The organism is Rhizobium sp. Root1203, assembly GCF_001424945.1.
GTDB lineage: Bacteria > Pseudomonadota > Alphaproteobacteria > Rhizobiales > Rhizobiaceae > Rhizobium.
Genome location: NZ_LMCW01000068.1, coordinates 147,336 through 172,575, shown reverse-complemented (window position 1 = coordinate 172,575; position 25,240 = coordinate 147,336). Strand labels below are relative to the sequence as shown.

Below are 25,240 nucleotides of genomic sequence, written 5' to 3'. Positions count from 1 at the left end.
NATGGCGATCGATGCGCCGACGCTGAAGAAGCTTGTCAACCTGGTGAAAACCAAGAGGCCGGATCTCATTCTTCTCACCGACGATGTCTATGGCACCTTCGTTCCAAATTTTCGCTCGCTGATGGCGGAACTGCCGTACAACACGATCGGTGTCTATTCCTACTCGAAATATTTCGGATGCACCGGTTGGCGGCTCGGCGTGATTGCCATCAATGAGAAGAATATTCTCGANATGAAATGCGTCACGCTGCCTTCGTTCCAAATTTTCGCTCGCTGATGGCGGAACTGCCGTACAACACGATCGGTGTCTATTCCTACTCGAAATATTTCGGATGCACCGGTTGGCGGCTCGGCGTGATTGCCATCAATGAGAAGAATATTCTCGATGACCGCCTCAAGGAGCTTCCAGCGAAGGAACTCGAAGCGCTCGACAAGCGATACATCTCGATTACGCTCGAACCGCGCAAGCTGAAGATGATCGACCGGCTTGTCGCCGATAGCCGGGACGTGGCGCTCAATCACACGGCTGGGCTGTCGCTGCCGCAGCAGGTGATGATGACGATGTTTTCCATGAGCGAGTTGATGGATACACACAAGGTCTATCAAAAGGCCTGCATGGCGATCTGCAGTACGCGCGTAAACACTCTGCTCGAGGGCCTTCCCCTCGATCTGCAGCCCAACGCGAACTTTGCAGCCTACTACGGAACGATCGATTTCGAATTCTGGCTCCGCAGATATGTCGGCGAGGAGATGGTCACCTGGTTGAAGGAGCACGTCCATCCGCTCGATCTCGTCTACAGACTGGCCGAGGACCACTCGATCGTGCTGCTCAACGGTGGCGGGTTCGATGCCCCGAATTGGAGCGTTCGTGTCTCTTTCGCCAACCTCGCCGACGATGTCTACGACGATATCGGGCGCGCAGTTCGTGCCGTTGGACGCGGATACGTCGACAGGTTCGAGGCATCCAAGGGTAAATAGCGGTAGAACACCAAACGGCCGCGTCCATGTCGGGTCGCGGCCGTTTGTACCTCGATTCCGGACCCAAAACCGCTACGCACTTTTGCTGGAATTGCTCTAATTTCCCGCGGGGCGAAGCTCCGGTCGCGTGCTCGACGATCCCGGTGCGCTGCTGTTCTTATAGTGCTCGATGCCGGCAGGAACGGTGGAAAACATGCGCTTGCCTTCTAGCCGCTCGGCAAAACCCGAGGCGCGGACATACTCGAGCACATCGGGGTTGAGGCCAGCGAGCCAGAGGGTCACGCCGTGCTCGGCAAGACTTCGCTCGCTTTCCACCAACATCTGGAGCGCCGAGTACTCGATATCGAAGACCCTGCTCAGGTCCAGCAGGAGAACGCCGGGTTTCGCCTGGGTGACCAATTCGCGGATGCGATCGGCGACCTGCTGGGCGTTGACGAAAAAGAGCCTGCCTTCCGGCCGTACGATCAGCAGCCCGTCGAAGGTCTCGTCATCCGGATGCTCCGGAGAGAGTGGGCGGAGGGTATCGGTGCCGCGCTTGCGGCCGACCACGTGGATACGCGGGTTTGCTGCCTGACTGGACAAGCCGACCAAGGACAGGACGATGGCGACGACAATGCCCTGAAGCGTGCCAAAGACAAGCACGCCGAGGAAGGCCGCAAGCGCCCACCGAAATTCCATCCTGCGAACGTTGCGGATCGACGCGAATTCTGCGGGTTTGATCAGGCCGACAGAGTAGACGATTACGATTGCCGCAAGGGCTGCCTGAGGCAGAAGGCCAAGCATCGGGGCCAGAACCAGCATCGTCGCCACAGAGGCGGCCGCCGTGACCATCGAAGCTTTCTGCGTTCGTCCCCCGACGGCACGGACCACGGCCGTCTGCGATGTACCGCCGCCCGCAGGCATGGCTCCGAAAAAGGCGCCGGACAGGTTCGCCGCGCCGGTGGCCACCAGTTCACGGTTTGGGCGGATCGGCGGATCGGACAGAGAGGCAAAGGCGCGGCCGGCGGCGATTGTCTCGGTAAAGCTCATCAGGGCGATGCCAATTGCCCCCGGAAGCAATTGTCTGACGAGGTCGACGCTCGGCAGCGTCAGCGACGGCAGCGCCTGTGGGATGTGCCCGACGATGGAGACTCCATGCGTGCTCAAACCGAACAGCCAGGATACGGCGATCGCCGCTCCGACAACGGCAAGGGGAGCCGGTGAGTGTGGCCATACTCTCTCCATGAGGAGGAGCAGTCCAAGAGCGACGGCCCCGACCAGAGCCGTGATGACCGAGGTGTCGGAAAGGTGCTGCAGAAGGCTCAGTATATCCCGGAAGAAGCCCTCCTTGACAATGTGAAGGCCGAACAGCTTCGGCACCTGATCCAAAACGATCACCAGTCCGATCCCAGCCTTGAAACCGGTCAATACGGGCGAGGAGATGAAATTTGCGACAAACCCCAGGCGCAGGGCTGCGGCGATGATCAGCAGCAGGCCCGTCAGCGCCGTCAGTGTAGCCGTTGCCGTGATCAGCCTGCCGGCGTCTCCGTCGGGCACGACAATCGCCAGTTCTGCCGCCGTCAGGATCGCAAGTGTCGTCGTCGAGCTTACGCTCAATACGCGCGAAGTCCCCAGCAGGGCATAGACGATCATCGGCACGAAGGCTGTGTAGAACCCAACGCTTACCGATAGTCCCGCAACGGTCGCATAGGCCATCGCCTTGGGCAGGACAACCGCCGCCGCCGTTAGACCGGCGATGATATCCGGTCGCAATGTCCCGCCTGACGGCGTGGTCGATTTGTCGGAACCTGGTGACCGAAGCATGATATCCTCTTTTCCGTATCAACGAGTGCGTCGGAAAGTTCGAAGATCACGGGTAGTCCGCTTTCACCCTGAAAACAGGTGACAGTCTGACGATCCTAATCCCGGAATGGCTTCGCGACCAACATAAATGTCTGCATCATCCAGCGACCACGTTGACGATGACGGTTCCCCAGGTCGTCAGCAGAATATGGCCGATCGGCACCGCCGGCGTGTAGCCGAGGACAGCGACAGTGCTTCCCGATCGCTCTTGGACAGCCGCCATGCCGGCCGTCATGGTCTGCGCCCCGGTTAGCCCCCCGAGGAGCAACACCGGGTTCATGCGGAGCACATAACGTCCGAAGTAAAGTCCTACGATCATGGGCGTAAGGGTCACGACCATCCCGCCAAGCAACAATCCGATGCCAGCCTCGGCAACTGCGGAGATGAAGACAGGTCCCGCGTGCAAGCCGATCATCGCGACGAAGGCTGCAAGACCGAGCGCGGTCATCAGCGACACCGCCGCATCCGGTATTCGGCCAAAAAGAGGAAAGCGCGTACGCAGATGCCCCACAAGCAGCCCCGCGAGCAACGTGCCCACGCTCGTGCTCAAGGAGATCCGCATGTCGCCGATGGGAAATGCGACGAGAACGCCGGCAAGCCCGCCGAGAAATATAGCAAGTCCAAGGACGAAAAAATCCGTCGTCGTCGTCGGTGCGACGATGACGCCGATCTGTTTGGCGGCACGGGAGACAACCGCTTCCGGCCCTACAAGGCGCACGATGTCGCCACGTTCGACGGTAACCCCCGACGCAAGGGGGATGTCGCTTCCCCCACGCGTGATTCCCCGCAGGTAGAGGCTGCGTGCCCAGCTCTGCCTGGCAACATCCCTTATGCTTCGCCCCGCGATTTCACGGGATGTCAGCAGGACGTCGGCGACCGACACCGGAATGTCGAGGAGCGTGCGATCCTCGACCTCTTCGGCGCGCGGCCCGAGCACTTCAATCAGCGCTTCCCGTGCTCCCGACACGGCAACGACGTCACCTGGGCTGATCAAGACCTCCGGCGACGCCTCGAGGATAGCGCTCTCCCGGCGAAGGCGCTGAATGAAAAGCCTGTGCTCTGGAAATCTCGTCTCGGCCGCGATCATCGACACCCCGACAATCGGCGCGTTCTCTGCGATCCGATAGGCGCGCAGCTCGAACCTGTGCCAGGCTGAAGAGACCCCGGTGGCGGTGCGGGTCATCCCGAGCTCGCGTTCCAGTTTCAGGGCTTCCGCAGTCAGGTCGACCCCCAGCAGGCGGGGACCGGCGACACTGCAGAACAGGATGACGCCAAGTGCACCGAATATGTAGCACACGGCATCAGCCACCGCGATATGCGCCACGAACCGCGCACGCTCGGCTTCGGGTAGCGGCAATGCATTGATGGCCTCACTTGCAGTACCCATTGCCGGGCTTTCGGTGAGCGAGCCGGAAAGAAGCCCCGCTGCAAATCCCGGATCGAGATCAAGGGTCTTCGCAACCGCTATGGCGACAAGGAGCCCCGTCACACAGACGACGACGGCAAGCAGCATCGGTTTCAACCCGTCCCGTTTCAGGGCCTGCAGGAATTGTGGACCGACCGAGTACCCGATGCCGAAGAGGAACAAAAGGAACACGAACGATTTCGCCATGGCAGCAATCGGCACATCGGCGAACTGCCCTATCAGGATGCCCGCAAACAAGGAGCCGGTGACGGGTCCGAGACTAAAGCCTCCGAGTTTAATGCCCCCAATCAGGTAGCCGAGGCTGATCGCGAGGAACACCGCAAGTTCAGGATAGGCGACCAGGAATTGCTCGACCCACACCATTGCAGACTAGCTCCCTCTCTGCTCGATCCGAGGCCAAGGCGTCATGGCCAACGCCAGCCCTTCCGCTGCCGATCATCGCTTCGCCTTTGCCGTAACCGCCTCCGGTTTGACCAGCTTGAGCCCCCTGGCTTTTTCGTAGCCGTGGATCTCCTTCACATCCAGCTTGCGCATGAAGTCGATCGTTTCCTGCGTCAGGACCTGTCCCGGCACCATGATGGGGAACCCTGGCGGGTAGGGAATGACGAAGTTGGCCGAGACCATCTCCGGCCCCTCCCGCAGCCGCCTGTCGCACTCGTCGCCGATCAACGGCACATATTCGCAGAGGGACGGATCATAGGCGTTGAAGAATGCGGCACGGATGTCGCCTTCCGGCGTCGTTCGTCCTGCATCCCCGCGGAAAATCTCATGAAACTGGCTGAAATTGGGGAGGTCCGGTACGTCGGTCATCAGCGATTTCACACGCGCTGCGAAGGTGGCACGCTCTCCTTCCCCTCCATCGGACAAGCGCTTTTCGATGCCGTGGCAAATCTCGACCAGCACGCGAACGAGGTGAGCGACATCGCTCCGCGTGTTGTTGATGTTCGACTGCAACAGCACGCTGTTGCGTGAGGTCTTGTTGAGCTGGATGCCATATTCATTTGCCAGAAGTCCCTTGAATTGCGTTCCATCGAAACCGGCGGTGCCGCAGACAACTGTTATGCGCGTCGGATCGAGATAGAACTCGTCTTCCTGCATCGCCTTGACCGCCGTTGCCCAGGTCGAACCGGGGGCAAGGTAGTCGGTGAAGCCCGACTGACGATACTCTTCGGGGATCATGTCTGCCGCCCCGAGGGCGCGGAAATATTTCGAGATCAGGGGGTGCTCGTTTATTGCGCGGCGGATTTTGAGCGCTATCTCGATGGCGTTCATCACCAGTCCGTAGCCTTCGAGCTCCATCTGCCGGCGCGCCACGTCGAGGCTGGCGATCAGTTGCTGGTTCGGGCTGGTCGAAGCGTGCGTGAAGACCGCTTCGTGGAACTGCGCTTCCACTGTGTGGAAGTCCACGTCCTTGACCAGGAGCATCGACCCCTGCCTGATCGCTGACATCGACTTGTGCGTGGAATTGGTCTGGTAGACGCGCAGGCGCACGAGACGAGGGTCGGGAATAAGGCGGGTGGTAAGCAGCGCTTCGTCGGAGGGGGTGTCGCCGAGGTCTGCCTGCTGTTTCTCATAGGCGTCGACGGAGGCTGGATCCCGTAGCCATTCCTCGATTTCCGCAGCAGCGCCCATGGCGGTGCGCGGGCGCAGGAACGGCGAGAAACGGGCAAATCCGGACCACGCCTCGTCCCAGAGGAAGATAAGATCATGCTTGATGGCGAGGCATTCCTCCATCACCCGCCTGACATTGTACATGTGCCCGTCGAAGGTGCAGTTGGTCAAATCAAGCAGCTTCAGCCGATCGAGACGCCCCTCCGCTCTGAGCGCCAGCAACGCGCGCTTGATCGTTGCGAGCGGGACAGCTCCGTACATCGAATAGGCCGTCATCGGGAAGGCCTCGACGTAATAGGGCTGGGCGCCGGTGAGGACCATGCCGTAATGGTGCGATTTGTGGCAGTTGCGGTCGACCACTGCGATGTCGCCCGGTGCCAACAGCGCCTGCACTGCCATCTTGTTGGAGGTCGATGTGCCGTTGGTCACGAAAAAGACGTGGTCGGCGCCGAACGCGCGCGCCGCCATGTCCTGCGAACGCTTGATATTGCCTGTCGGCTCAAGGAGACTATCGAGACCGCCGGTCGTCGCGCTGCTTTCCGCCAGGAAAAGATTGAGGCCGTAGAACTCGCCCATGTCTCGAATCCAGTCAGACTTGAAGACCGACTTCCCGCGAGCGATCGGCAGAGCGTGAAACGTACCGATCGGTCGCCGTGCATATTTCTTCAAATTGTCGAAGAAGGGCGTTTCGTAGCGCGTCTGCACGCCTTCCAGTATGGCGAGATGCATCTCCAGCGGCTCCTCGACCGCGTAGAAGACGCGCCGTATGGCATCCGCTGTGGGGTCGCCGGCAATTTTCTCCACCTGCCGGTCGGAGAGAAGGTAGACGTCGAGTTCCGGACGGACCCTCCTCAAGGCGCGCGCGAGCCGCAACGCCGACATATCCGCGCTGTCGGTCTCGCCAAGAGGATCCAGCACCGAACGCAACACCGGCGCGTCGTGGCGCGAGTGGTAGGGAAAGCCTTCGGCGAGAACGACCGAGATGATATCGGGGTTCAACAGTGTGGCGCAGATGGCATCCTCGAAGGAGCCGACGATCACAGGCTCGTAGATGAAGGGGTCCTCGGGCCGACGCAGCCTGCCTATTTCTCTGGCGAATGCGGGCCATCGTGCTGATGGCTGGCTGTTGACGAACAGCGCTTCAAAATAGGGTCGGCGACCACCCGTTTCACCTGTCGCGGGCGGCATGACGTCAGCCACCTCGGTCGGCGACATTTCATCGTGGACATCCCATTCGGCCGGGCGACCGCGATAAGCACGCGTCAGGAGACTATTGGAGATGCGGCGTGCCAGCTTTGCCGCGCCGCCGGCATCGTTGGTGGCGATACGCTCTCGCAGGGCAGTGAGCAACTGTGTTCCTGGATAGGCGTGATATTCCTCGACGGCCTCCAACCCAGCCAGCGCAGTTTCCATTGCCGCCCTCTCGCCACGCCCGAGCGCCCAGGCATCGGCAAGCGTCGTCACCGCGCGCCAGTTGTCGGCACGCGCTGAATGTATGAGCAGGAACTGATCGATATGTGCGGTCTCGTTTGACATCTCATGCTCCCAATGTCGGTTCTGATCGAGTGTCGGGCCGCGGCTGACCAGCCGTCATGGCGACGCGCAGACTTTGGTCGCGGCTACTCCTTCTGCTGCAAATCGAGTGTTCAGAAAATTCACGAACCGAGGGGCGTCGCTTCGGCGTGGCCCCTATTGCTTGCGCGGTCGGACTCAGGCCAGCAGCAGCACCAGCACCATGCCCCAGATCGTCAGAAGCGTGTTGCCGACGGCGTAGGTGACCGTATAGCCGAGGCCGGGAATCTGGCTTTTCGCCCGGTCGTTGATCATGCCGAGGGACGCCGTCGTCGTGCGCGCGCCGGAGCAGCACCCGAGCAGAATGGCTGGGTGAAAACGGAAGACGTATTTTCCGACATACATGGCCAGGACAAGCGGTACCGTCGTCACTGCGATGCCCCACAGGAACAGGCTGAAGCCGAGCTGCTGCAAACCGGCGACAAAACCGGGTCCCGACGATATCCCGACAACCGCGATGAACACGTTGAGGCCGACGGAATTCATGAACCAGACTGTCGGCGACGGAATACGTCCGAATGTCGGGCGAACCGAGCGAAGCCACCCGAAGAAAAGCCCGGAAATCAGCGCGCCGCCGGAGGTCGACAACGTAAGCGGGACACTGCCGATCTTGAAGGTCAGTGCGCCAACCAAAGCACCGATCGCAATTGCCGCGCCGATGAAAGCCACATCCGCCACGTCCGTCTGCGCGTCCGGGCGACCCAGGTCCTTGGTCGCCGCGGCCGTATCCTGCGTCCGCCCGACGATCGTCAGGATATCGCCGCGATGTATCTTGGTATTTGGCAGGATCGGTATTTCGGTTGCAGTCGCACCACGCACGATCTTGCGCAGGAATACGCCGCGGGAGGCTGGTCGCGCGGCAAGTTCCGCAAGCGTTTTTCCGTCTACGTCCTTGTTGGTGACGAAGACGTCGATACCGTCGGCCGGGACTGCAAGAAGCTCGCGATCATCGACTTCGTCCGCCACGCTGCCGATGAGATCAACCAGAACCTCGCGGCGCCCTGCGACGGCGACAATATCGCCGGCAGCAATCACAGTGTCGACCGTGGCGTCCTTCACCACGCCGGCGCGGCGAATGCGTTCGATGAAGATGCGTTCGGATGGCAACAAGCCCTCGGCTTCCAGTGCCGTCAGGCCAGCGATCTTGCCGCCTTCCTTCACCTTGTAGGCGCGCAGTTCATAGTTGTGCCATGCCGTTCCGGCGCCGCCCAGAACCTTCTTGCCCCCTTGCTCCTCCTCATAGCGTTTGCATTCGGCTTCGAGGTCGATGTTCAACAACGCCGGGCCAAACAGAGCGAGGACGATGGCCGAGCCGACCGTTCCGAAAATATAGGTTACGGCGTATGCAACCGGCATCGCATCCAGCATGGCCTTGCTCTGTTCCGGCGGCAGCTCCAGGCGATTGATGGCGTCGGTAGCGAGACCCATCGAAGCCGATATGGTCTGCGAACCGGCATAGAGCCCGACCGCCGAGCCGATATCGTATCCGGCAAGCAGGGCGCCGAAATAGGCTGCTCCCAGGCAGAAGAAACAGACCACGACAGCGAAAAGCGCCTGTGGAATTCCGTCCTTCGCTATTCCGCGCACGAACTGCGGACCGACCCCGTAGCCGATAGCAAACAGGAACATGAGGAAGAACGTCGGTTTGAGAGGAGGAGAGATCGTGATGCCCAACTGACCGATCAGAACCGCGGCAATGAGCGTGGCCGTTACCGCACCGAGCCCCAACCCCTTGTAGGTGAACGACCCGAAATAATAACCGAGTCCCAGGGATAGGAAGATCGCGATTTCCGGATAGGTGCGAAGTGTGCTGACAAACCAGTCGACCATCGGTCCCTCTCTCGTTGGATCGCAGGATGCGCCACAAGACCAGACTGTCCCGCTCTCGAAATGCGCCCTGAAGGATACTGCCATTCAGCCGTCGCGTGATGCTTGAACCACGAGGCGCTGAGGTAAGGTCGCCCAACAACCGTCACTTGCGAAGTAAAATACCGTATTATACCGACGCCGAACTGTATCTTACTGCCCTCTCAGCTCCATCGGGCCTATCATCCGGGTAGTGATAGGGAGGCATGGTGTGATGGTAGAGCCTAAAGCAGGCAGCCCCGGTTCTTCGATGCAAAGCGCGGAAGAGCTGCGGAAACGTGCCCTGGAGCTTCAACTCGCAGAGATGGACCGCGAGGACAGGATCAAGGCGCGCGAGGCCAAGAAGCACTCCGAGTTCGTCGAAGACTTCTTCAAGAAGCATATAGGCGACGACGAGCGGGCCGTCATAAAGCGACTGGTCATGAAGGCCGCCGCAGACGGAAAGTTCGAGGCAATGGTGTACAGCTTTCCTTCGAGCTTTTGCACCGACAGCGGGCGGGCAATCAACAACAGTCTGCCAGGATGGCAGAATACGCTGCAGGGCAGAGCCAAGGAAGTCTTCGATCTATTCGAAAGCGTAGCGAGGCCTCAGGGCTACACGCTCAAGGCGATGGTGATAAATTTTCCGGAAGGCATGCCGGGTGATATCGGCTTCTTCCTCGGCTGGGAGCCGCCGGTGGAGTGATCTGACCGCCGAGTTCCCCCGCTCAGGCAAGCGGTGATGTTGTCCTGTCGTCCGACGGGCCGTACATATGCGGCATGGCGTGTGCGGCTATGGAAGCCCAGATGGCGAGTGGCTGCTAGGTGCAGGATCTGGCGGAACGACCGTCACAGGAGCGATCACCTGAAGTCCGGCGGGCGCCTGGCCCGGCGCAAAGGAATGATTTTAGCCCTGGAAATAGCCTCCTCGATCTCGCCGGAAAGGCCTTTGACCAACTCTCGGTATTCCGACCGCCTGGCGTCGCGGACGTCATCGGGAAGCCGCGCGATTTGCTTCAATGTGGCCTCTGCATCCGCGAGGTCCTCACATATCCCCCGAAAGCTTTCATCGGATTCAAAAAGATCTTCGATCCGTTGGGCCTGCGCGGGAAAATGTTCGAGCGCAGCAGCCAGACCTGGCGAAACTAATGGTTTATCTGAACGAGACCCCATCGCGCACCTGCAAAAGCGTTCAACGGCAAGAGATGGATCATCGTATTTCACTTGGCCTGTTTAGGGATGTATAATACGTGACGCTACAGGCAGATGCGCGACCCCGCGGGCCGTTCTTTGGCATGAGGACTATTCGACGGTGCCGGTCTTCCAGCGACCAGAACCACTCCCGGGCGCGCTATCGAAGCGGATCACGGTACCGCTGTCACGTCCAACTCGACCCGGGCTGATCTCCAGAAATCCCTATGGCTAACAACCGTTAGAACGCGCGGCGAAAATTGCAGTTGGCGCTGCCAACGGCCGTCAAAATCTCGGAGCTACCATAGATACTACGTGATGCTACGGGCCACTTAGCGTCATCCAAGCTAGTATGTGAAGAAATTGACCGTCACCGGCACCAGGCGCTGACGCACAGCGATGGCTCGGCGAGAAGCATGCGGCCTACGGCTCGTACGCGGGCCCCGACATCTCAATATCAACGGAGGGAAGCATGAGCAAGACGCATCATCCCGACCATGAAATGTCGGTAAAAGAGGTGAAAACCAAGGACAAATCCTGGAACTACGACAAGCAGATGAAGAAGCTGCAGGTTGAGCTTGCCCATCTGCAGGCATGGGTCAAGAAATCGGGCTTGAGAGTGGTGATCATCTTCGAAGGTCGCGATGCCGCGGGCAAGGGCGGAATGATAAAACGCATTCTTGAAAAGGTCAGTCCGCGCGTGTTCCGGGTCGTTGCGCTGCCGGCACCGACCGACCGGGAGAAATCTCAAATCTACATGCAGCGGTACATCGCATATCTCCCGGCGGCCGGGGAAATCGTTATTTTCGATCGCAGCTGGTACAATCGGCCCGGTGTGGATCGGGTCATGGGCTTCTGCGCTGAGGAGAAGGCGCAACGGTTTCTGGAACTCGCCCCGCGCTTTGAGGCGGCGATCGTGGAAAGCGGCGTATTGCTGTTGAAATATTTCCTGACGGTCAGCGAAGAGGAGCAGGAACGTCGGTTCAAGCGGCGGATTGAAGATCCGCTCCGGCAATGGAAGCTGAGCCCGATGGATGTGGAATCCTATCGTCGGTGGTGGGACTACACGCGCGCCTATGACGAGATGCTTCGCATGACCGACAGCGAACATGCCCCGTGGTGGATCGTTCCGTCGGACGACAAGGAAAGAGCGCGCATCAATTGCATCTCGCACATTCTGAAGTCGATCCCTTACGAGCGGGTCAAGTTCGAGGCCCCCGATCTAGGAAAGCGCCAGAAACGGCCGAACGACTACGTCGAGGATTTCAGCACGCGTCGCGTCGTTCCCGATGTCACGAACAGATTTGCAGCATCCGGTGCTGTCGACAGAGGGGCGGTCGCCAAGTAGCGGGCGAGAACGGCATAAAGCGGGCTCATGATGTCCCACCATCCCGGTCTGTCATGAACCTCTCCGCGACGAGCTATCGCGTTGCGGGATGCCGCCATCACAGCAGTACCCGGAGAGCTCGCGTTCGAGTGCGCTGCACATTTCTTCATACTCGCCAATAATCTTGGCGTTTGCAGGCGTCTCTGTCCGAAATACGTCCAGCGCGGTGGTCGCGAGATCATACGATTCGAATAATTCGGCGGTCGAGTCGCCGACCAGATTCCGGAGATGCGTGCGCAGGGCAGGCAACTTCAACATCAGCTTCTTTCGTCCACCCTCGGCGCTCGATGAGTGCATGTCGTTATTCGCAGTCTATTCTCCTGATGGATACCGATACGCAATGGATAACAGGGCGGATCGCTCCGCGGGTCGTTTCAAGAAATTTTTGGCAGCGTAATTCTGCGTGGCGATATCAGGCAGCCGCTGTCCTGCGATGGTTGCGGATGCCTGACTTTTCTCCGGCGCCAGATGGAAATGCCCAGCCTGCAGAAAAAGCCCGCCAAAACTCTCCGTAGCTTACAGGATGCTACGAGCAAAACGCATCATTGGCGCGTAGGGTGTCGTAGGCAAAATCCAAGAGAGTAAAAAAGTGAGCGGCAGGTAGCCACCATAAGAGTTGTGTGATCATCACCAGGTTACAAAGGAGAAATCCCGATGGCGCAAGCGCTCCACCCGGCAGCTATCGAACACCTGCCAGGCTTTGTCACGGAACCCGGGCAGACCGACTACCTCTTCGTCGGCGTTGTCATCTTCCTGATCTTGATGGTCCTGATCATCGGCAACCTCTATTTTCAGCTTCATGCGGTTCCGGAGCGCATGGCGCATCGCACCAGCAAGGTGCAGATGGAGGTGGTGGCGGTGCTGGCGCTGATCTCGCTGTTCACCCACAATCATCTGTTCTGGATCGCCGGCCTGCTGCTTGCCTTCGTGCATATTCCCGACTTTTCGACGCCGCTCTACTCGATTGCACAATCGCTCGGGAAGCTGTCCGGCCGCGACCCTGAAACGAGCGGCGACCCGGCCCTGGTGACCGAGGAGGCGCCGGCCGAAGAAAGCGCGAAGGGGGCCGCGCAAAGTGCCGCTCACGGTGCCGTTCCGGGCGCTACTCCGGATGCCACTCCGGGTGAAGGAATCTGACCATGTTCGAGTTGATGCTTTGCTCGCTTCTGACCATCTTCCCGGACTATCTTTACCGCCGCTATGTCCAGGGCAAGCGGATCGGCCGGGAAATCACGCTCTATACGATGTGGTACGAACTACGCTGGGGCATATCGGCCTGCCTGATGCTGACCATTTCCCTGATCACGATGATCTTCTACTTCCATCCCTCGACCAAAAGCGTGACGGCCCTGTTCCGCACCGTGACGATCCTGCCGGAAACGGTTGGCCGCGTCGACGAAGTCTATGTCGGCCTCAACGACAAGGTTGCCGCCGGCGCACCACTTTTCCGGCTGGATGACTCGCAGCAGAAGGCGGCGGTGGAGACGGCACGGCGGCAGATCGCAGAGCTCGAGGCCGAAGCCAAGGTGACCGAGACCGAGCTGGCGACCTCAGACGGGCAGATCCAGGAGGCGCAGGGCGCCCTTCAGGTGGCTCAGGACGAATACGAGATGAAGGCCCAGCTCCTGACAAAAGATGCTGTTGCCCGTCGTGAAGTCGATCGCCTGGCCAACACCATCGAAAGCCGCAAGGGTTCGCTGGGGGCTGCGGTGGCCAAGAAAGAGACGCTCGAAGCCAAGATCAGGGTGCTGCTGCCGGCGCAGAAAGCCAGTGCCGAAGCAGCGCTTGCCCAGGCACAGGTGGAATTGGACAAGACCCTCGTGCGCGCCGGCATTGCCGGCACCGTCCAGCAGTTTACCCTGCGGACGGGCGACGTCGTCAACACGATGCTGCGGCCCGCCGGTATTCTGGTGCCGACACAGGCGGGGCGAGGCACGCTCATTGCAGGCTTCGGCCAGATCGAGGCACAGGTGATGAAGCGCGGAATGATCGCCGAGGCCACCTGCATCGGCAAACCGTTCACCATCATTCCGCTGGTCGTCACCGAGGTACAGGATGTGATCGCGGCTGGACAACTGCGTCCGACCGACCAGCTGATCGATGTTCAGCAGATGGCCCAGCCGGGCACGCTGACGGTCTTCCTGCAGCCGCTGTACGAGGGTGGCCTGGACGGCATCCCGCCGGGCAGCAGCTGTATCGCCAATGCCTATACGAACAATCACGACGCCTTGGCAGACAAGAATATCGGCACCGGGCGGTGGCTGTTCCTGCACGTCGTGGACACCGTCGGACTCGTGCATGCGATGATCCTGCGCATGCAGGCGATGCTGCTGCCGGTACAGACCCTGGTGCTGTCGGGGCATTGAAGCGACATGGCCTCGGTTGGCCCATCGGGCCGTGCTTCAATCGAAGCTGGTCGTTGGGGCAAAAGGGGCGTCGTGCCGGGGCGAGGTCTTAATCGGGCCACATCGTTGGATTTTAACGGTCAAAAATACATGGCTTTTTACTAATATAACGAGTATCAATTGCTGGTATATGGTCAACGCAGAGTTTCGGCAGGCAGGCTTACTTTTCAGGCGATGATTTTTCGGCGGAGGTAATTATGTCGTGCAATCCGATGCAAAGAGCTAGCCGACTTGGCCAGTTTTTCAGGACCGAATGCGAACGGTCGCCCTAGGCGGATCGACGATCGCGCCGACAGCCAATTTCGGCGCTCGGCGATACGATTACCTATCCCATTGCTGAGGAGCTTTGTTCAGGCTGTCTCAGGCTGCGGCTGTTGTCCTATTGCGGCCTTCAAGGCCGGTGGCCTGCCGCACATGGTTTTCGGGTTCGATTTGTAGCAACCTCGTCGAGCGCCGCACCGTCGCTCAAGGCAACCAGAAGGAGGCCTACTTCCATGAGGAAAATAACGCGAAAAGTCAGCGGGTCGCATGCGGCCGCGCTGTCATTGGGACTGTCGCTGATGCTTGTGGCGGGCATACCCTCGGCCGCAAGCGCCGGCGATGCGGACGCCAAGGGACTGCTCAAGGCGATGTCGGATTACATGGGCGCGCAGAAGAACATTTCATTCGCCTACGACACCAATCTTGAGGTCGTCACAAAGGGGCACCAGAAGCTGCTGCTTGCCAGCTCCGGCAAAATTGAAATCGGCCGGCCGGACAAGATCCGCGTCCAGCGGACCGGCGGGTTTGCCGATGTCGAAATGGTTTTCGACGGAAAGACACTCACCCTGCTGGGCAAGAACCTCAATCTCTACACGCCGATCGAGGTGCCCGGTACCGTCGAACATCTGGTCGATGAACTGCGGGAAAAGCTTCACAAGCCGGTTCCAGGGGCGGACCTTCTTCTTCCCAATGTCTATGATGAATTGATGGCCGACGTGGTCGACGTCAAGGATCTCGGCAGCGGTGTGATCGGCGGTGTCGAATGCGATCATCTCGCATTCCGCAACAAGGACGTCGATTGGCAGATATGGATCGCCCAGGGCGAGCACCCCTATCCCTGCCGATATGTGGTCACCGCCAAGAAGGTTGACCAGGCCCCACAATACAGCATCGAGATCAGGGATTGGAAAACGGGCACCGACGTTGCCGCTGGCGATTTCGTCTTCAACAACACAACCGGCGCCAAGAAGGCAGACATCAAGGACCTTAAGGATATCGATGAACTACCGGCACACTTTGCCGTAGGAGGTGGAAAATGACGGTCTTCAGGAAGCTGGGAATTCTCTTGATTGCCGCCGGCATGGGATTTGTCGGGCTCGATGCGGCCGAGGAACTTGCCATCCCCGGCGTTCATAGTTTCGTCTCGACTGCGGAGGCTAGAGTCGGACGCCCTCTGACCCCGGTCAGCGTAGCCGGCGTGGCGCGGCGTTCGTCGCGGCGTTGCGCAGCCGGAGTGTATAACTGCTAGGGCCAGTGAAAAGCATTGTGAAAACGATATCTGCCACGTCCTGCGACGATGCGGATATGGAGAACCGTGCCTGCCGGCGGTCGAAAGCGCCTAGGCGGAAAGGCGGTGAGGGGTGCCGCAAAGCACCCTCACGGCCTCGGCTCCTCCAAGACGAACGGAAAGGTCGAAGGTCGTGACGGCAGAACCAGGCAACGAGCAACGCGCGAAGCAAATGAGGCGCCAGTTCTTCGTCGCCCTCGTCGAGCAGCTTGGCGTGGTTTGGCCGATCATGTCCGGGATCATTACGGTGATGGTTGGATGTGGGCTCGCGATTTGGCGCATAGAGGATTGGGGCCTCGGCGAAGCTCTCTACTTCACCTTCGTGACGGGGCTTACCATCGGGTACGGCGACTTTACGCCCACACACTTCTCGGCTCGGGTGCTGGCATTGGTCATCGGTTTTGCGGGGATCGTGATGACGGGCCTCATTGCGGCGGTCACCGTCAAGGCCCTGAACGCAGCCGATCGCAACAGCGCGAAATAGGAAGCACCAAGGCTTGCTTCCTGATTGCCGATCAGACGGTCGCTGCAATTCGATTTGCGGCTGTGCCGGTCCGAAGCGCACGAATGCCCGCTTGGCGTCGAAGCGGGCATTCGATAGAGTGCTTCTTCCAACCCCTGGCGGCCGGCGAGAAAAGATCAGGTCCGGGGCTTGAGGTTCTCGGGGTCGTAAAGCGGCTTGTAGCCGACGCTGACCACCTCGACGGGATAGGTCTCCCCGAAATATTCAACCTTAAGTTTTCGACCCTCTTGGGCGTGTGACCAGGGCAGGTAGGCGAGGGCGATATTCTTGCCGATCGTCGGACCGAAGGCGATCGAGCTGGTGAACGAGCGGCGGCCGAGTTCGTCGACGAGGGTGTCGCCGGTTTCCGGATCCATGACGGGCAGAATGCCGACGGGATAGCGGGCCACACCCTTCGAGTCGATATTGTCTGTCATGACAAGCGTGCAGAGCATTGCAGGCTGGTGCTCTCGGGCGCGGTATTCCAAGTGCCTGGCCTTGCCGCAGAAGTCGGCCTCCTTGACCTTCGGGCGCGCGAGATCGGCCTCAAGCAGATTGTATTCCGTCAGCAGGTCGGCGTTCTGCAGGCGAAGGCTTTTCTCCATGCGGCGGCTATTGGCGTAGGTTTCGACGCCGAACGCCATCACGCCGGTGGCACGCAGTGCGTCCCAGACCGCCAGCGCGTCGCCATAGGCCATGTGCAGTTCCCATCCCTGTTCGCCGACATAGGAGATGCGGAAGGCGGTGACGGTCTTGCCGGCGATGCGGATCTGCTTGATCGCCGCGAAGGGGAAGTTTTCGGGCGACAGACCATCGGCATTTTCGACGACCCTCTGCAGGGTGGTGCGTGCGTTGGGACCCCAGATGCCGATCGTGACGTACTTCTCGGTCACGTCGGTAATGGTGACGTCAAATCCTTTGTCCTGCGCAACGCGCTTCATGTAGCTGAAGTCGCGCGGGCCGGCGTCGGCACCATCGATCAGCCGGCAACGGTCGGCCATGCGGATGACGGTGAAGTCGGCGCGCACCATACCCTCCTCGTCGAGGAAGTGGGTGTAGATGCCCTTGCCGATGTTCGCGTCGCCGCCGACCTTGGCTGCGCAGAGCCATTCCAGCAGTTCAACATGGTCGGGACCCTCGATGTCGTACATGGCGAAATGCGAGAGGTTGACGATGCCGCAGTCCTCGCTCATGGCGAGGTGTTCGGCATTGGAGACGCGCCAGAAATGGCGGCTGTCCCATTCGTTCTCGCGAACCGGCACGCGGTCGGCGTATTTCTCAAGCAGATGTTCGTTGGCGGCGTAGCCGTGCGCACGTTCCCAGCCGCCGAGTTCCATGAAGTAGCCGCCGAGTTCCTTCTCGCGCTCGTAGAACGGCGAGCGGCGCACGTTGCGTCCCGTTGCATAGGGTTCTCGCGGATGCACCGCCGGATTGTAGATTTTCTGTGCGGCCTCGGTGCAGCGGCCCTCGATGAAGCTCTCTTCGAGCATGTGAGGGTAGAAGCGGGAATAGTCGATCTTGTTGTGATCGATCGGCGTGCGGCCGTCGGTCATCCAGTCGGCGATCAGCTTGCCCATGCCCGGGCCGTCCTTCACCCAGATGGCGACGGCATACCAGAGACCGCGGACCTTCTGGCTTTCGCCCATGGACGGGCCACCGTCCGTCGTCACCTGCAGCAGGCCGTTGAAGGAGTGGCTTTCGTTATAGCCGAGTTCGCCGAGGATCGGCGTCAGCTCCATGGCGCGCTCCAGCGGCTCGAGGATCTGCTCCATGTCCAGGTCGCGCTGAGACGGAGACAGGCGGGCTTCGTGTTTTTCGAGGAGATCGCGCGGGTGGCAGAGGCGAGGGTTCTTTTCCTCGTAGTAACCCCATTCGATCTGGCCGCCTTCGGCGGTCTTCGGATCGCCGGTGTCGCGCATATAGGCGGAGTTGCCCTGGTCGCGCATCAAGGGAAAGCCGATCTCCTTGCCTGTACCGGCGAATTCGTTGTAGGGGCCGAAGAAGGTGAGCGGGTGGTCGACGGGCATCACAGGCAGGTCCTCGCCTGCCATCTCGGCGATCAAGCGACCCCAGAGACCGGCGCAGACCACCACGTAGTCCGCCTCGATCGTGCCGCGATGGGTGACCACGCCCTTGATGCGGCCGTCCTTGATGATCAGCGACTGGGCGGGCGTGTTGGCAAAGGACTTCAGCTTGCCGCTCTGTTCGCCGGCGTCGATCAGCTTGCCGGCAACGGTCTGCGAGCGCGGGATGACCAGGCCGGCGTCGGGATCCCAGAGGCCGCCCTGCACCATGCTTTCCTCGATGAGGGGGAATTTCTCCTTGATCTCGCCGGGTTCCATCAGGCGGGCTCGGGTCCCGAAGGCCTTCCCGGAGGCGACCTTGCGCTTGATCTCTTCCATGCGGTCGTCGTCGCCGACGCGGGCAACCTCGATACCGCCGACGCGCGCGTAGTGGCCCATCTTGTCATAGAAATCGATGGAATACAGGGTCGTCCAGCAGGACAGGAAGTCATGGCTGGTCGCATAGCAGAAGTCGGAAGCGTGTGCCGTCGAGCCAATATCGGTGGGGATGCCCGATTTGTCGATGCCGACGATATCGTCCCAACCCCGCTCGATCAGATGATGAGCGATCGATGCGCCCACGATACCGCCAAGTCCGATAATTACGACCTTCGCCTTTTGAGGGAATATTGCCATTGCGTGCGACCCTGATTGATACTGAAAACGGATTTTAGGATTTGCCAAGCTGCGACTAGAGCCTGTCTACGACATAATCATCCTACTGCACGACCCGTGCCGTTCAGTCCCCAACGAGGATACACAGCAACCGTGGATCTTGCGATGCAGCCATGGATGCGGACGGGCGCTGTTCTATCGCTTGCGATGGCGTTCTGCGTCAAGGCAGGGAGGCGACGTATCCGTGGGATGCATAAAACAGCTGCGCATTCATGAAGTGCAGACATAGCATCATGCCGATTGTGCCGTCTAATCGACCTATCCCATCTGCCCTATACTTCCCCCATCGCAACCACTCGGCGCTCGCAACGGCGAGCAGGAGGAACGAAATGAAAAAGCGCATGCTTGGCAACGGCGGACTCGAGGTTTCGGCGATCGGCTTCGGATGCATGGGCCTCAATTTCAGCTACGGCCACGCGCTGAGTAACGATGAGAGCATCAAGCTTATCCGGCAGGCGGTTGAGGGCGGGGTCACTTTCTTCGACACGGCCGAAGTCTACGGCCCCTTCACCAATGAGGAAATCGTCGGAGAAGCATTGGCCCCGGTTCGTGACAAGGTCGTTATCGCTACGAAGTTCGGCTTCAAGTACGAGAACGGCAAGCAGGCGGGTCTGGACAGCCGCCCGGAGAATATCCGCAAGGTGGCGGATGCGTCGCTCAAGCGGCTCGGCGTCGAAGCGATCGATCTCTTCTACCAGCATCGCGTCGATCCGAACGTGCCGATCGAAGATGTCGCCGGCGCGGTCAAGGATCTGATCGCAGCGGGCAAGGTCAGACATTTCGGGCTGTCCGAGCCGGGCGCCCAAACCGTGCGACGCGCCCATGCGGTGCAGCCGATCACGGCGCTGCAGAACGAGTATTCGCTGTGGACACGCGGACCCGAGACGAACGGCATCCTGCAGGCCTGCGAAGAGCTTGGCATCGGCCTTGTCGCCTACAGCCCGCTCGGCAAGGGCTTTATCACCGGCGCCATGAGCAAGGACACGAAGATCGGCGAGAACGATTTCCGCAAGATCCTGCCGCGTTTCACGCCCGAGGCGATGGAGAAGAACCAGGCGCTGATCGATCTCCTGAAGCGCATTGCCGACGAGAAGAAGGCGACCCCTGCCCAGATCGCACTTGCGTGGCTGTTGGCGCAAAAGCCCTGGATCGTACCCATTCCCGGCACGACCAAGCTGCATCGCCTGGAGGAAAACCTTGCTGCGGCCGACGTCGACCTGACGGCTGACGATCTTGCCGCGATCGCGCGTGCCGCGGCAGAAATCTCTGTCGAGGGCGAACGCTATCCGAGCAGTTGATGAAGACCACTGGCCTTTGATGTCATCCACATCGTGAGAGCCGGCGCATTTGCGGCGCGGGCTCATTTCCAGGATCGGAGTACAGCATGACACAGAACATCGACGGATAGGTCGTCGACATCACGATCCCCTATGCCGCCGGCTGCTTCGGGACGCCGCTCACTGAGCCGGGACGAGCGCCGCGATTGCCTCTTCCGCGGCGCGAACGCCGCTTTGGAACGCGCCGTGAGCCGTAGAGAAGTCGGTGGTGTGCGTGGCCTCGCCGGCAAAGAAGAGCCGACCATCAAACGGCCGGGCGAGCGCAAGGCGGGCATCCGCCTCGCCGGGAAGGGCATGGCTGTAGGCACCGCGGATCGACGCGGTACCTGCCCAATCGGAAGCAACGAGCGGCTTGAGGTTGCGCCGGATCGCTGAACCGAAGAGGTTGGCGAGCTGGTCGATCGCACGCTCAAATCCGGCCGCGGCGCCATGCCCTGCCACGGCACGAGCGCCGGCTCCTCCGAAGAAGCATTCAATCACCTGCCAACCGAACGGCCGAATATAGTAGGACCCGGTCAAAGCATCGTGGAGGTCGCCGAGGACGTGGGTCTCGGCAACGAAGGGGCTATCTCCGACGATCTGGAGGAACAGCTTTTCGTTGGAGCCGAGCGGCAGGCGTGCGGCAGCGTCCCGCCAGGGATCGAGTGCCGAGGGCCACGCAGTGCCGTTGCCGGCAAGGACATTGGTCGAAACGGTGACGATCACCGCGCTGGCGCGAACGGTGCCGGCGGATGTGTTGAGGGCGACGCGCCGTTCATCGAGCGAGATCGCTTCCACGGGCGTGGAAAGGCGCAGCGCGGCAGGGGCAGGCAGGCTTGCCGTGATCAGTGTGCCATAGCCTGCCGGAACTCTCCAGTTGCAGTCGGTCGAGGCTGCGTCGTAGGCGCCATAATCTTTTGCCGAAATACGCTCGAGCTCGTCGCCGCTGATGAAGCCGCTCAAGGCCTGGAGGTAGGGCTTCCAAGGCTCGCCCGGTTCAAGGGCGTCGGCGGCATTGTCGCTAGCGGGAGGCGTGGTGGCTGTACGCTCGCTCCATCGGGCGAATGAGAGCCTTGCCGCGTCCCGTTCGACACGCGAGAAGCCGAGATCGCGGAACTGGGTGCCCCAGGCGGTTTCTCCGCTCTTCACTTCGAAGCCTGCCTCTTCGGCAATGCGCGTCCACGGATTCCGGTCGGCCGAATGCAGCCAGCCGCAACCGAGGTCGAGAGGAACATCCGCGGCATTCCGCGTCCAGGCGCGCCCGCCGGCGCGCGGCAGAGCCTCGAGCACCAGGGAGGTCAGTCCGCCGCTTGCCAGTCTTCGTGCAGCGCCAATTCCCGCCGCACCTGCGCCGACGATGACGATGTCCGGTTCCAAGGTCATGGGACTATCGCGCCGTCGCCCGGACGGTGCCCCGCCGACCAATGCGGACGTATCTGGCGGGACGCCGCAAGCTGTCATTCTTCGTAGGCATCATCGTCATTCCTCGGTATGGCGGACACCGCAGCCTGCCGACGGGCGGCAGCGAACTCTATCCGGCAAGCCAGTCTATCGATAAGACATTCCGCCGAATAGCCGCTATATCTTGTAGGCAGTCATATCGGGAGTTCATGAATGCTGCGCGAGGAACTGGTCGATCTGAATGCGTTCCTGGCGGTAGCCGAGGAACGGAGCTTTACCCGGGCGGCGGCGAAGCTGGGAACCTCGCAATCGGCGCTGAGCCATACCATCCGGCGCCTGGAGACGCGGCTTGGCGTGCGTCTGCTGACCCGGACCACGAGAAGCCTTGCGCCAACCGAGGCCGGCGAAAGACTGCTCGGGACCTTGCGGCCGGCGCTCGACAGTATCGGCGCGCAGCTGGCATCGCTGGGGGAATTGCGCGAGAGACCGGCCGGAACAATCCGCATCACTCTTTCGGAACACGCTGCAGATACCGTCGTGTGGCGGGCGCTGGAAAAGTTGCTTCCGGCCTATCCCGATATTCATGTCGAGCTCAGCATCGATTCCGGATTTACCGACATCGTCACCGAGCGGTTCGACGCGGGCGTCCGCCTGGGGGAGGCGCTCGCGAAGGACATGATCGCGACACGCATCGGCCCTGACCTGCGGATGGCTGTCGTCGGCGCTCCGGCCTATTTCGAGAAGCGGTCGATCCCGAACACGCCGCAGGACCTCGCCGACCACAAATGCATCAATCTGCGCCTGCTGAGCAATGGCGGTCTCTATACCTGGGAACTCGAAAAGGATGGGCGCGAGCTGCGGGTTCGGGTCGAAGGGCAGCTCGCCTTCAACAACGTCCAGATGATCGTCCGCGCGGCAACCGCAGGCTTCGGGCTCGGCTTCGTCATGGAGGACCATGTAAAAGCGCAACTCGCGGACGGACGCCTGGTCCGCGTGCTGGAGGATTGGTGCCCGTCGTTTGCAGGCTATCACCTCTACTATCCCAGCCGTCGGCAGCGTTCGCGGTCCTCGTGGAAGCGCTGCGGTATCGTGCATGATCGTGCCGTCGCCCGGTGCCCGTAGAGCTAGCGATGGCACGGGGGCGACGTGGATTGATCATTCTTGCACTTCGAACTCGCTGCCGTCGTGCGTTTTCCGCTCGCAGGGACGCCGGCCAGCGCATTCACCTGATTTGCATAGTTGTCGCGTGTGTTGGCGTCGATTACGGCGACCGGTGCAGCAAGTATGAGGCCGGCCGCGTTGCCGGCCGCGGCCGCTGTGCCGGTCGTTGCTGCCAGGATCTGGTCTCCGAGACCAACTCTGGTGTCCGTCAGGGTCTGGCCTTCGGAAATGCGCTGGCCGATCAGCTGGACTATCTCAGGCGACTCCGCAAACTTGCTGTGGTTGAGTTTGTCGCCAACCTTGACCTTCGTCAGATCGATCACTGCGATCTTGTTGGCTTCCAGTTCTTCCTTATAGGGGGACTGCTCGGGGTCGATCGCGCCGAGGCGCGGGATGTCGCCCCACAATCGGCGTGAAAACGCGAGCGCCTTGTCGTCGCGGGATACAAACAGAGTAAATTGCGGATGTTGCTTGCCCATGTCGACGATTTCGGAGCGGAATACGTCGACATCCACATCAGGGGCGGCCAGCATCACGTTCTTGAATTTCTCCGGCAGCCTGCCGTTGCGAATCGCCATCTGACGCAGCGATTCAAGCGCCAGCCAGTTCCCCATCGAATGTGCGAGGATCGACACCTCCTTGACCTGGGGATCGCGAGCCAGATACTGAAAAAGCTGTTCAAGGGCATTGCGCGTGTAGTTCGTGCTTTCGCGATCGTAACCATAGGCCAGCAGGCTGCCGCGTGAGGGCCAGGTGACGAGAATAGGCGCGCTCTTTACATTGGAATCCTCGACAATCTGCGCAAATCGATAGACGGAATCTTCAAAGCGGTTGTTGAACCCGTGGATGAAAACAAGAACGCTGTGATCGGGGCTCTTTTGTACGGAGGCGCTCAGCCACTTCTTGGCGGCATCCAGCGGGATTTCTTCTGCCTTCAGCGTCGCAAAATCGGTTGCGGGGTTGGCGGGCAGTCGCTTGGGCCATGCGACGTCGCCTTCCTTGCGGACATTTTTTGGCGGAATGGAAACGGTAATGTCCGCGAACGCCGGCGCGAGACCACGCTCGCCCGTAAACATCTCGCCCGGTACCGTCGACTGGCGGCGGGTTGTCGCCACCAGCATGCTGACCTTGCTCGCGGCAGGGGCAGTATCGGCAACAGGCAGAAGCACATCCTTCGGGTGACCGCCGCACCCCGAGAGAACAGCGAGCGCGGCAGCCGTCAGCAGACGCCTGAGCGCAATGGCGGGCAGCACACGTGGACCGCCATTGCTGCTGGCCATCGCCACATCCTTTTCAATCACTAGAAGTGAATTGCAACGCCGAACATGGGCCCTTGCTCAACGACGTCGAAAACAAAGCTGTCGTTGCTATAGTCGACGCCGAGCGCGCGGTAACCGGCGATGGCGGACACCTTGTCGTTGAACTTGTATCCAAGCCCCGCCATGACGTCCCAATCCAGATCCGCGCCGCCGGCGCCAGCCATGGCCCAGCCCGTCAAATAGACGTTCGGTGTGAAGAAGTAATTGCCTTTGACACCGGCCAGGGCGTCGGCCCAGGTGGCCCTATCTTCCCTCTGCACGCCGCCGAGCAGCCCGCCGCTGAACGAGATCTCCGTGTCTGCGGACCAGAGCCTCACGGCGCCCACTACATCCAAATGGCCGTTGGCGCCGTCGATGACGGTGTATCCTGCTCCCAGGGTGCCGGCAAACGTCTTGGACGTTACCCCGATACTGTTGGCGACCACGCCGGCCGGCGTCGTCGCGTCATTGGAGAGCTTGGTATAGATGATGTCGCTGAACACGCTGTAGCGTTCATAGCTCGCCTCGCCGATCACCATCGCGGCGAAATCGAGATTGCTGAGGATGTCGCTGAAGCTGGCGTCGACATGAACTTGCGGCAATCCGAAGACGCCAACGTCCCCGGACATGCCCGCAGCCCAGAAATATGGAGCGACGGTAAAGGTCCATCCGCTCTGTGTCTCGACGGGCTTTGCTTCCGGAGCGAGGGCCGGAGCCATGTCGGCTGCGTTCGCCGAACTGAAGACTGTCATTGCCCCCAGGAAGGCGGCGGCACATGCGAGACGATATTTCAAATCCTATCCCCCAGATAAATCGCCGTGTTAACGACGGCTCAGCTCATGCTTTCATTCCGCAAGGCGAACGATCGCCGGTGCGCCACGCCTGGAAGCGCGGCCACACGATGCCGGACCAAATTTTCGATCCAGACACGAGCGCAATTGCGGGATTGTGAATACAGCCATGCGGGCGGCATGGCAGGTTCGCCGGATCGGCAAATATCCTCTTGGACCGGATCCAA

The 25,240-nt window shown here is 60.6% G+C and carries 18 protein-coding genes and 3 pseudogenes; 11 read left to right on the top strand and 10 right to left on the bottom strand.

The annotated features are described in order from the left end of the window. Position 1 precedes the first annotated feature (1 nt). Both ASC97_RS36455 and ASC97_RS31365 read left to right on the top strand, forming a co-directional pair. Positions 2-231 (top strand): annotated as a pseudogene (locus tag ASC97_RS36455) (aminotransferase class I/II-fold pyridoxal phosphate-dependent enzyme); the annotation flags it as partial. 1 nt (position 232) lies between these two features. Beyond that, on the top strand, positions 233-978 hold a 746-nt coding region (locus ASC97_RS31365; RefSeq protein ID WP_210171785.1), incomplete at its 5' end, for a bifunctional aspartate transaminase/aspartate 4-decarboxylase. 96 nt (positions 979-1,074) lie between these two features. On the opposite strand, the gene ASC97_RS31360 is transcribed toward ASC97_RS31365, so the two are convergent. The 4 genes from ASC97_RS31360 to aspT (ASC97_RS31345) form a co-directional block, all read right to left on the bottom strand. Beyond that, positions 1,075-2,781: a SulP family inorganic anion transporter gene (locus ASC97_RS31360; RefSeq protein ID WP_057472234.1), complete on the bottom strand. Its 1,707-nt coding sequence runs from the start codon at positions 2,779-2,781 to the stop codon at positions 1,075-1,077. 136 nt (positions 2,782-2,917) lie between these two features. Next, complete coding sequence (aspT, locus tag ASC97_RS31355) at positions 2,918-4,609, bottom strand: aspartate-alanine antiporter (RefSeq protein WP_057472233.1); 1,692 nt, start codon at positions 4,607-4,609, stop codon at positions 2,918-2,920. A 72-nt stretch (positions 4,610-4,681) separates the two neighbouring features. Continuing rightward, positions 4,682-7,393, bottom strand: coding sequence for a decarboxylase (locus tag ASC97_RS31350; RefSeq protein ID WP_057472232.1), 2,712 nt, complete (start codon positions 7,391-7,393; stop codon positions 4,682-4,684). Between the two features lie 174 nt (positions 7,394-7,567). Next, positions 7,568-9,259 (bottom strand): aspartate-alanine antiporter, encoded by a 1,692-nt coding sequence (aspT, locus tag ASC97_RS31345; RefSeq protein WP_057472231.1) that lies wholly within the window; start codon positions 9,257-9,259, stop codon positions 7,568-7,570. Positions 9,260-9,545: 286 nt separating this feature from the next. On the opposite strand from aspT (ASC97_RS31345), the gene ASC97_RS31340 reads away from it, so the two are divergent. Then, positions 9,546-9,980, top strand: a complete 435-nt coding sequence (locus tag ASC97_RS31340; protein WP_113000661.1) for a hypothetical protein — start codon at positions 9,546-9,548, stop codon at positions 9,978-9,980. Between the two features lie 155 nt (positions 9,981-10,135). Here the strand turns inward: ASC97_RS31340 and ASC97_RS31335 are convergent, their stop codons facing one another. Then, a complete protein-coding gene (locus tag ASC97_RS31335; RefSeq protein ID WP_244481627.1) occupies positions 10,136-10,498 on the bottom strand; it encodes a hypothetical protein in 363 nt (120 codons plus the stop codon). Positions 10,499-10,937: 439 nt separating this feature from the next. Between ASC97_RS31335 and ppk2 the strand changes: the two genes are divergently transcribed. After that, positions 10,938-11,813: a polyphosphate kinase 2 gene (gene ppk2 / locus ASC97_RS31330; protein ID WP_057472228.1), complete on the top strand. Its 876-nt coding sequence runs from the start codon at positions 10,938-10,940 to the stop codon at positions 11,811-11,813. A gap of 51 nt (positions 11,814-11,864) precedes the next feature. Here ppk2 and ASC97_RS31325 read toward each other — a convergent pair whose 3' ends face one another. Then, the gene (locus ASC97_RS31325; protein ID WP_200959575.1) at positions 11,865-12,110 is read right to left on the bottom strand and encodes a hypothetical protein; all 246 of its coding nucleotides are present in this window, start codon (positions 12,108-12,110) and stop codon (positions 11,865-11,867) included. Positions 12,111-12,506: 396 nt separating this feature from the next. Between ASC97_RS31325 and ASC97_RS31320 the strand changes: the two genes are divergently transcribed. From ASC97_RS31320 to ASC97_RS31300, 5 genes are all read left to right on the top strand, one after another. Beyond that, on the top strand, positions 12,507-12,989 hold the full coding sequence (locus ASC97_RS31320) for a hypothetical protein (RefSeq protein ID WP_082530240.1): 483 nt from the start codon (positions 12,507-12,509) through the stop codon (positions 12,987-12,989). A gap of 2 nt (positions 12,990-12,991) precedes the next feature. Then, a complete protein-coding gene (locus ASC97_RS31315; RefSeq protein ID WP_057472227.1) occupies positions 12,992-14,218 on the top strand; it encodes an HlyD family secretion protein in 1,227 nt (408 codons plus the stop codon). 599 nt (positions 14,219-14,817) lie between these two features. Further along, positions 14,818-15,558, top strand: a complete 741-nt coding sequence (locus ASC97_RS31310; protein WP_443216798.1) for a DUF2092 domain-containing protein — start codon at positions 14,818-14,820, stop codon at positions 15,556-15,558. Then, positions 15,555-15,767, top strand: coding sequence for a hypothetical protein (locus tag ASC97_RS31305; protein ID WP_057472225.1), 213 nt, complete (start codon positions 15,555-15,557; stop codon positions 15,765-15,767). The genes ASC97_RS31310 and ASC97_RS31305 overlap by 4 nt, the downstream gene beginning before the upstream one ends. A 211-nt stretch (positions 15,768-15,978) precedes the next feature. Next, positions 15,979-16,290 (top strand): potassium channel family protein, encoded by a 312-nt coding sequence (locus ASC97_RS31300; protein ID WP_082530244.1) that lies wholly within the window; start codon positions 15,979-15,981, stop codon positions 16,288-16,290. A gap of 155 nt (positions 16,291-16,445) precedes the next feature. Here the strand turns inward: ASC97_RS31300 and ASC97_RS31295 are convergent, their stop codons facing one another. Then, complete coding sequence (locus ASC97_RS31295; RefSeq protein ID WP_057472223.1) at positions 16,446-19,007, bottom strand: GcvT family protein; 2,562 nt, start codon at positions 19,005-19,007, stop codon at positions 16,446-16,448. A 368-nt stretch (positions 19,008-19,375) separates the two neighbouring features. On the opposite strand from ASC97_RS31295, the pseudogene ASC97_RS31290 reads away from it, so the two are divergent. Next, positions 19,376-20,364, top strand: a pseudogene (locus ASC97_RS31290) (aldo/keto reductase). A gap of 139 nt (positions 20,365-20,503) precedes the next feature. Here ASC97_RS31290 and ASC97_RS31285 read toward each other — a convergent pair. Further along, positions 20,504-21,745 (bottom strand): flavin monoamine oxidase family protein, encoded by a 1,242-nt coding sequence (locus tag ASC97_RS31285; protein WP_057472222.1) that lies wholly within the window; start codon positions 21,743-21,745, stop codon positions 20,504-20,506. 231 nt (positions 21,746-21,976) lie between these two features. On the opposite strand from ASC97_RS31285, the pseudogene ASC97_RS31280 reads away from it, so the two are divergent. Further along, a pseudogene (locus ASC97_RS31280) lies at positions 21,977-22,860 on the top strand (LysR family transcriptional regulator). A gap of 27 nt (positions 22,861-22,887) precedes the next feature. Here the strand turns inward: ASC97_RS31280 and ASC97_RS31275 are convergent. Together ASC97_RS31275 and ASC97_RS31270 are read right to left on the bottom strand one after the other, a co-directional pair. Beyond that, positions 22,888-24,204 (bottom strand): alpha/beta hydrolase, encoded by a 1,317-nt coding sequence (locus ASC97_RS31275; protein ID WP_057472268.1) that lies wholly within the window; start codon positions 24,202-24,204, stop codon positions 22,888-22,890. A gap of 20 nt (positions 24,205-24,224) precedes the next feature. After that, entirely contained in the window at positions 24,225-24,974 is a 750-nt protein-coding gene (locus ASC97_RS31270; RefSeq protein ID WP_057472267.1) for a hypothetical protein, read from the bottom strand. Between the last annotated feature and the right edge of the window lie 266 nt (positions 24,975-25,240).

Excerpts from the sequence above, each read along its gene's own strand:
- ASC97_RS31360 (WP_057472234.1), bottom strand. The coding sequence starts at position 2,781 with ATGCTTCGGTCACCAGGTTCCGACAAATCGACCACGCCGTCAGGCGGG.
- aspT (WP_057472233.1), bottom strand. The coding sequence starts at position 4,609 with ATGGTGTGGGTCGAGCAATTCCTGGTCGCCTATCCTGAACTTGCGGTG.
- ASC97_RS31350 (WP_057472232.1), bottom strand. The coding sequence starts at position 7,393 with ATGTCAAACGAGACCGCACATATCGATCAGTTCCTGCTCATACATTCA.
- aspT (WP_057472231.1), bottom strand. The coding sequence starts at position 9,259 with ATGGTCGACTGGTTTGTCAGCACACTTCGCACCTATCCGGAAATCGCG.
- ASC97_RS31340 (WP_113000661.1), top strand. The coding sequence starts at position 9,546 with ATGCAAAGCGCGGAAGAGCTGCGGAAACGTGCCCTGGAGCTTCAACTC.
- ppk2 (WP_057472228.1), top strand. The coding sequence starts at position 10,938 with ATGAGCAAGACGCATCATCCCGACCATGAAATGTCGGTAAAAGAGGTG.
- ASC97_RS31325 (WP_200959575.1), bottom strand. The coding sequence starts at position 12,110 with ATGTTGAAGTTGCCTGCCCTGCGCACGCATCTCCGGAATCTGGTCGGC.
- ASC97_RS31320 (WP_082530240.1), top strand. The coding sequence starts at position 12,507 with ATGGCGCAAGCGCTCCACCCGGCAGCTATCGAACACCTGCCAGGCTTT.
- ASC97_RS31315 (WP_057472227.1), top strand. The coding sequence starts at position 12,992 with ATGTTCGAGTTGATGCTTTGCTCGCTTCTGACCATCTTCCCGGACTAT.
- ASC97_RS31310 (WP_443216798.1), top strand. The coding sequence starts at position 14,818 with ATGCTTGTGGCGGGCATACCCTCGGCCGCAAGCGCCGGCGATGCGGAC.
- ASC97_RS31305 (WP_057472225.1), top strand. The coding sequence starts at position 15,555 with ATGACGGTCTTCAGGAAGCTGGGAATTCTCTTGATTGCCGCCGGCATG.
- ASC97_RS31300 (WP_082530244.1), top strand. The coding sequence starts at position 15,979 with ATGAGGCGCCAGTTCTTCGTCGCCCTCGTCGAGCAGCTTGGCGTGGTT.
- ASC97_RS31295 (WP_057472223.1), bottom strand. The coding sequence starts at position 19,007 with ATGGCAATATTCCCTCAAAAGGCGAAGGTCGTAATTATCGGACTTGGC.
- ASC97_RS31285 (WP_057472222.1), bottom strand. The coding sequence starts at position 21,745 with ATGACCTTGGAACCGGACATCGTCATCGTCGGCGCAGGTGCGGCGGGA.
- ASC97_RS31275 (WP_057472268.1), bottom strand. The coding sequence starts at position 24,204 with ATGGCCAGCAGCAATGGCGGTCCACGTGTGCTGCCCGCCATTGCGCTC.
- ASC97_RS31270 (WP_057472267.1), bottom strand. The coding sequence starts at position 24,974 with ATGACAGTCTTCAGTTCGGCGAACGCAGCCGACATGGCTCCGGCCCTC.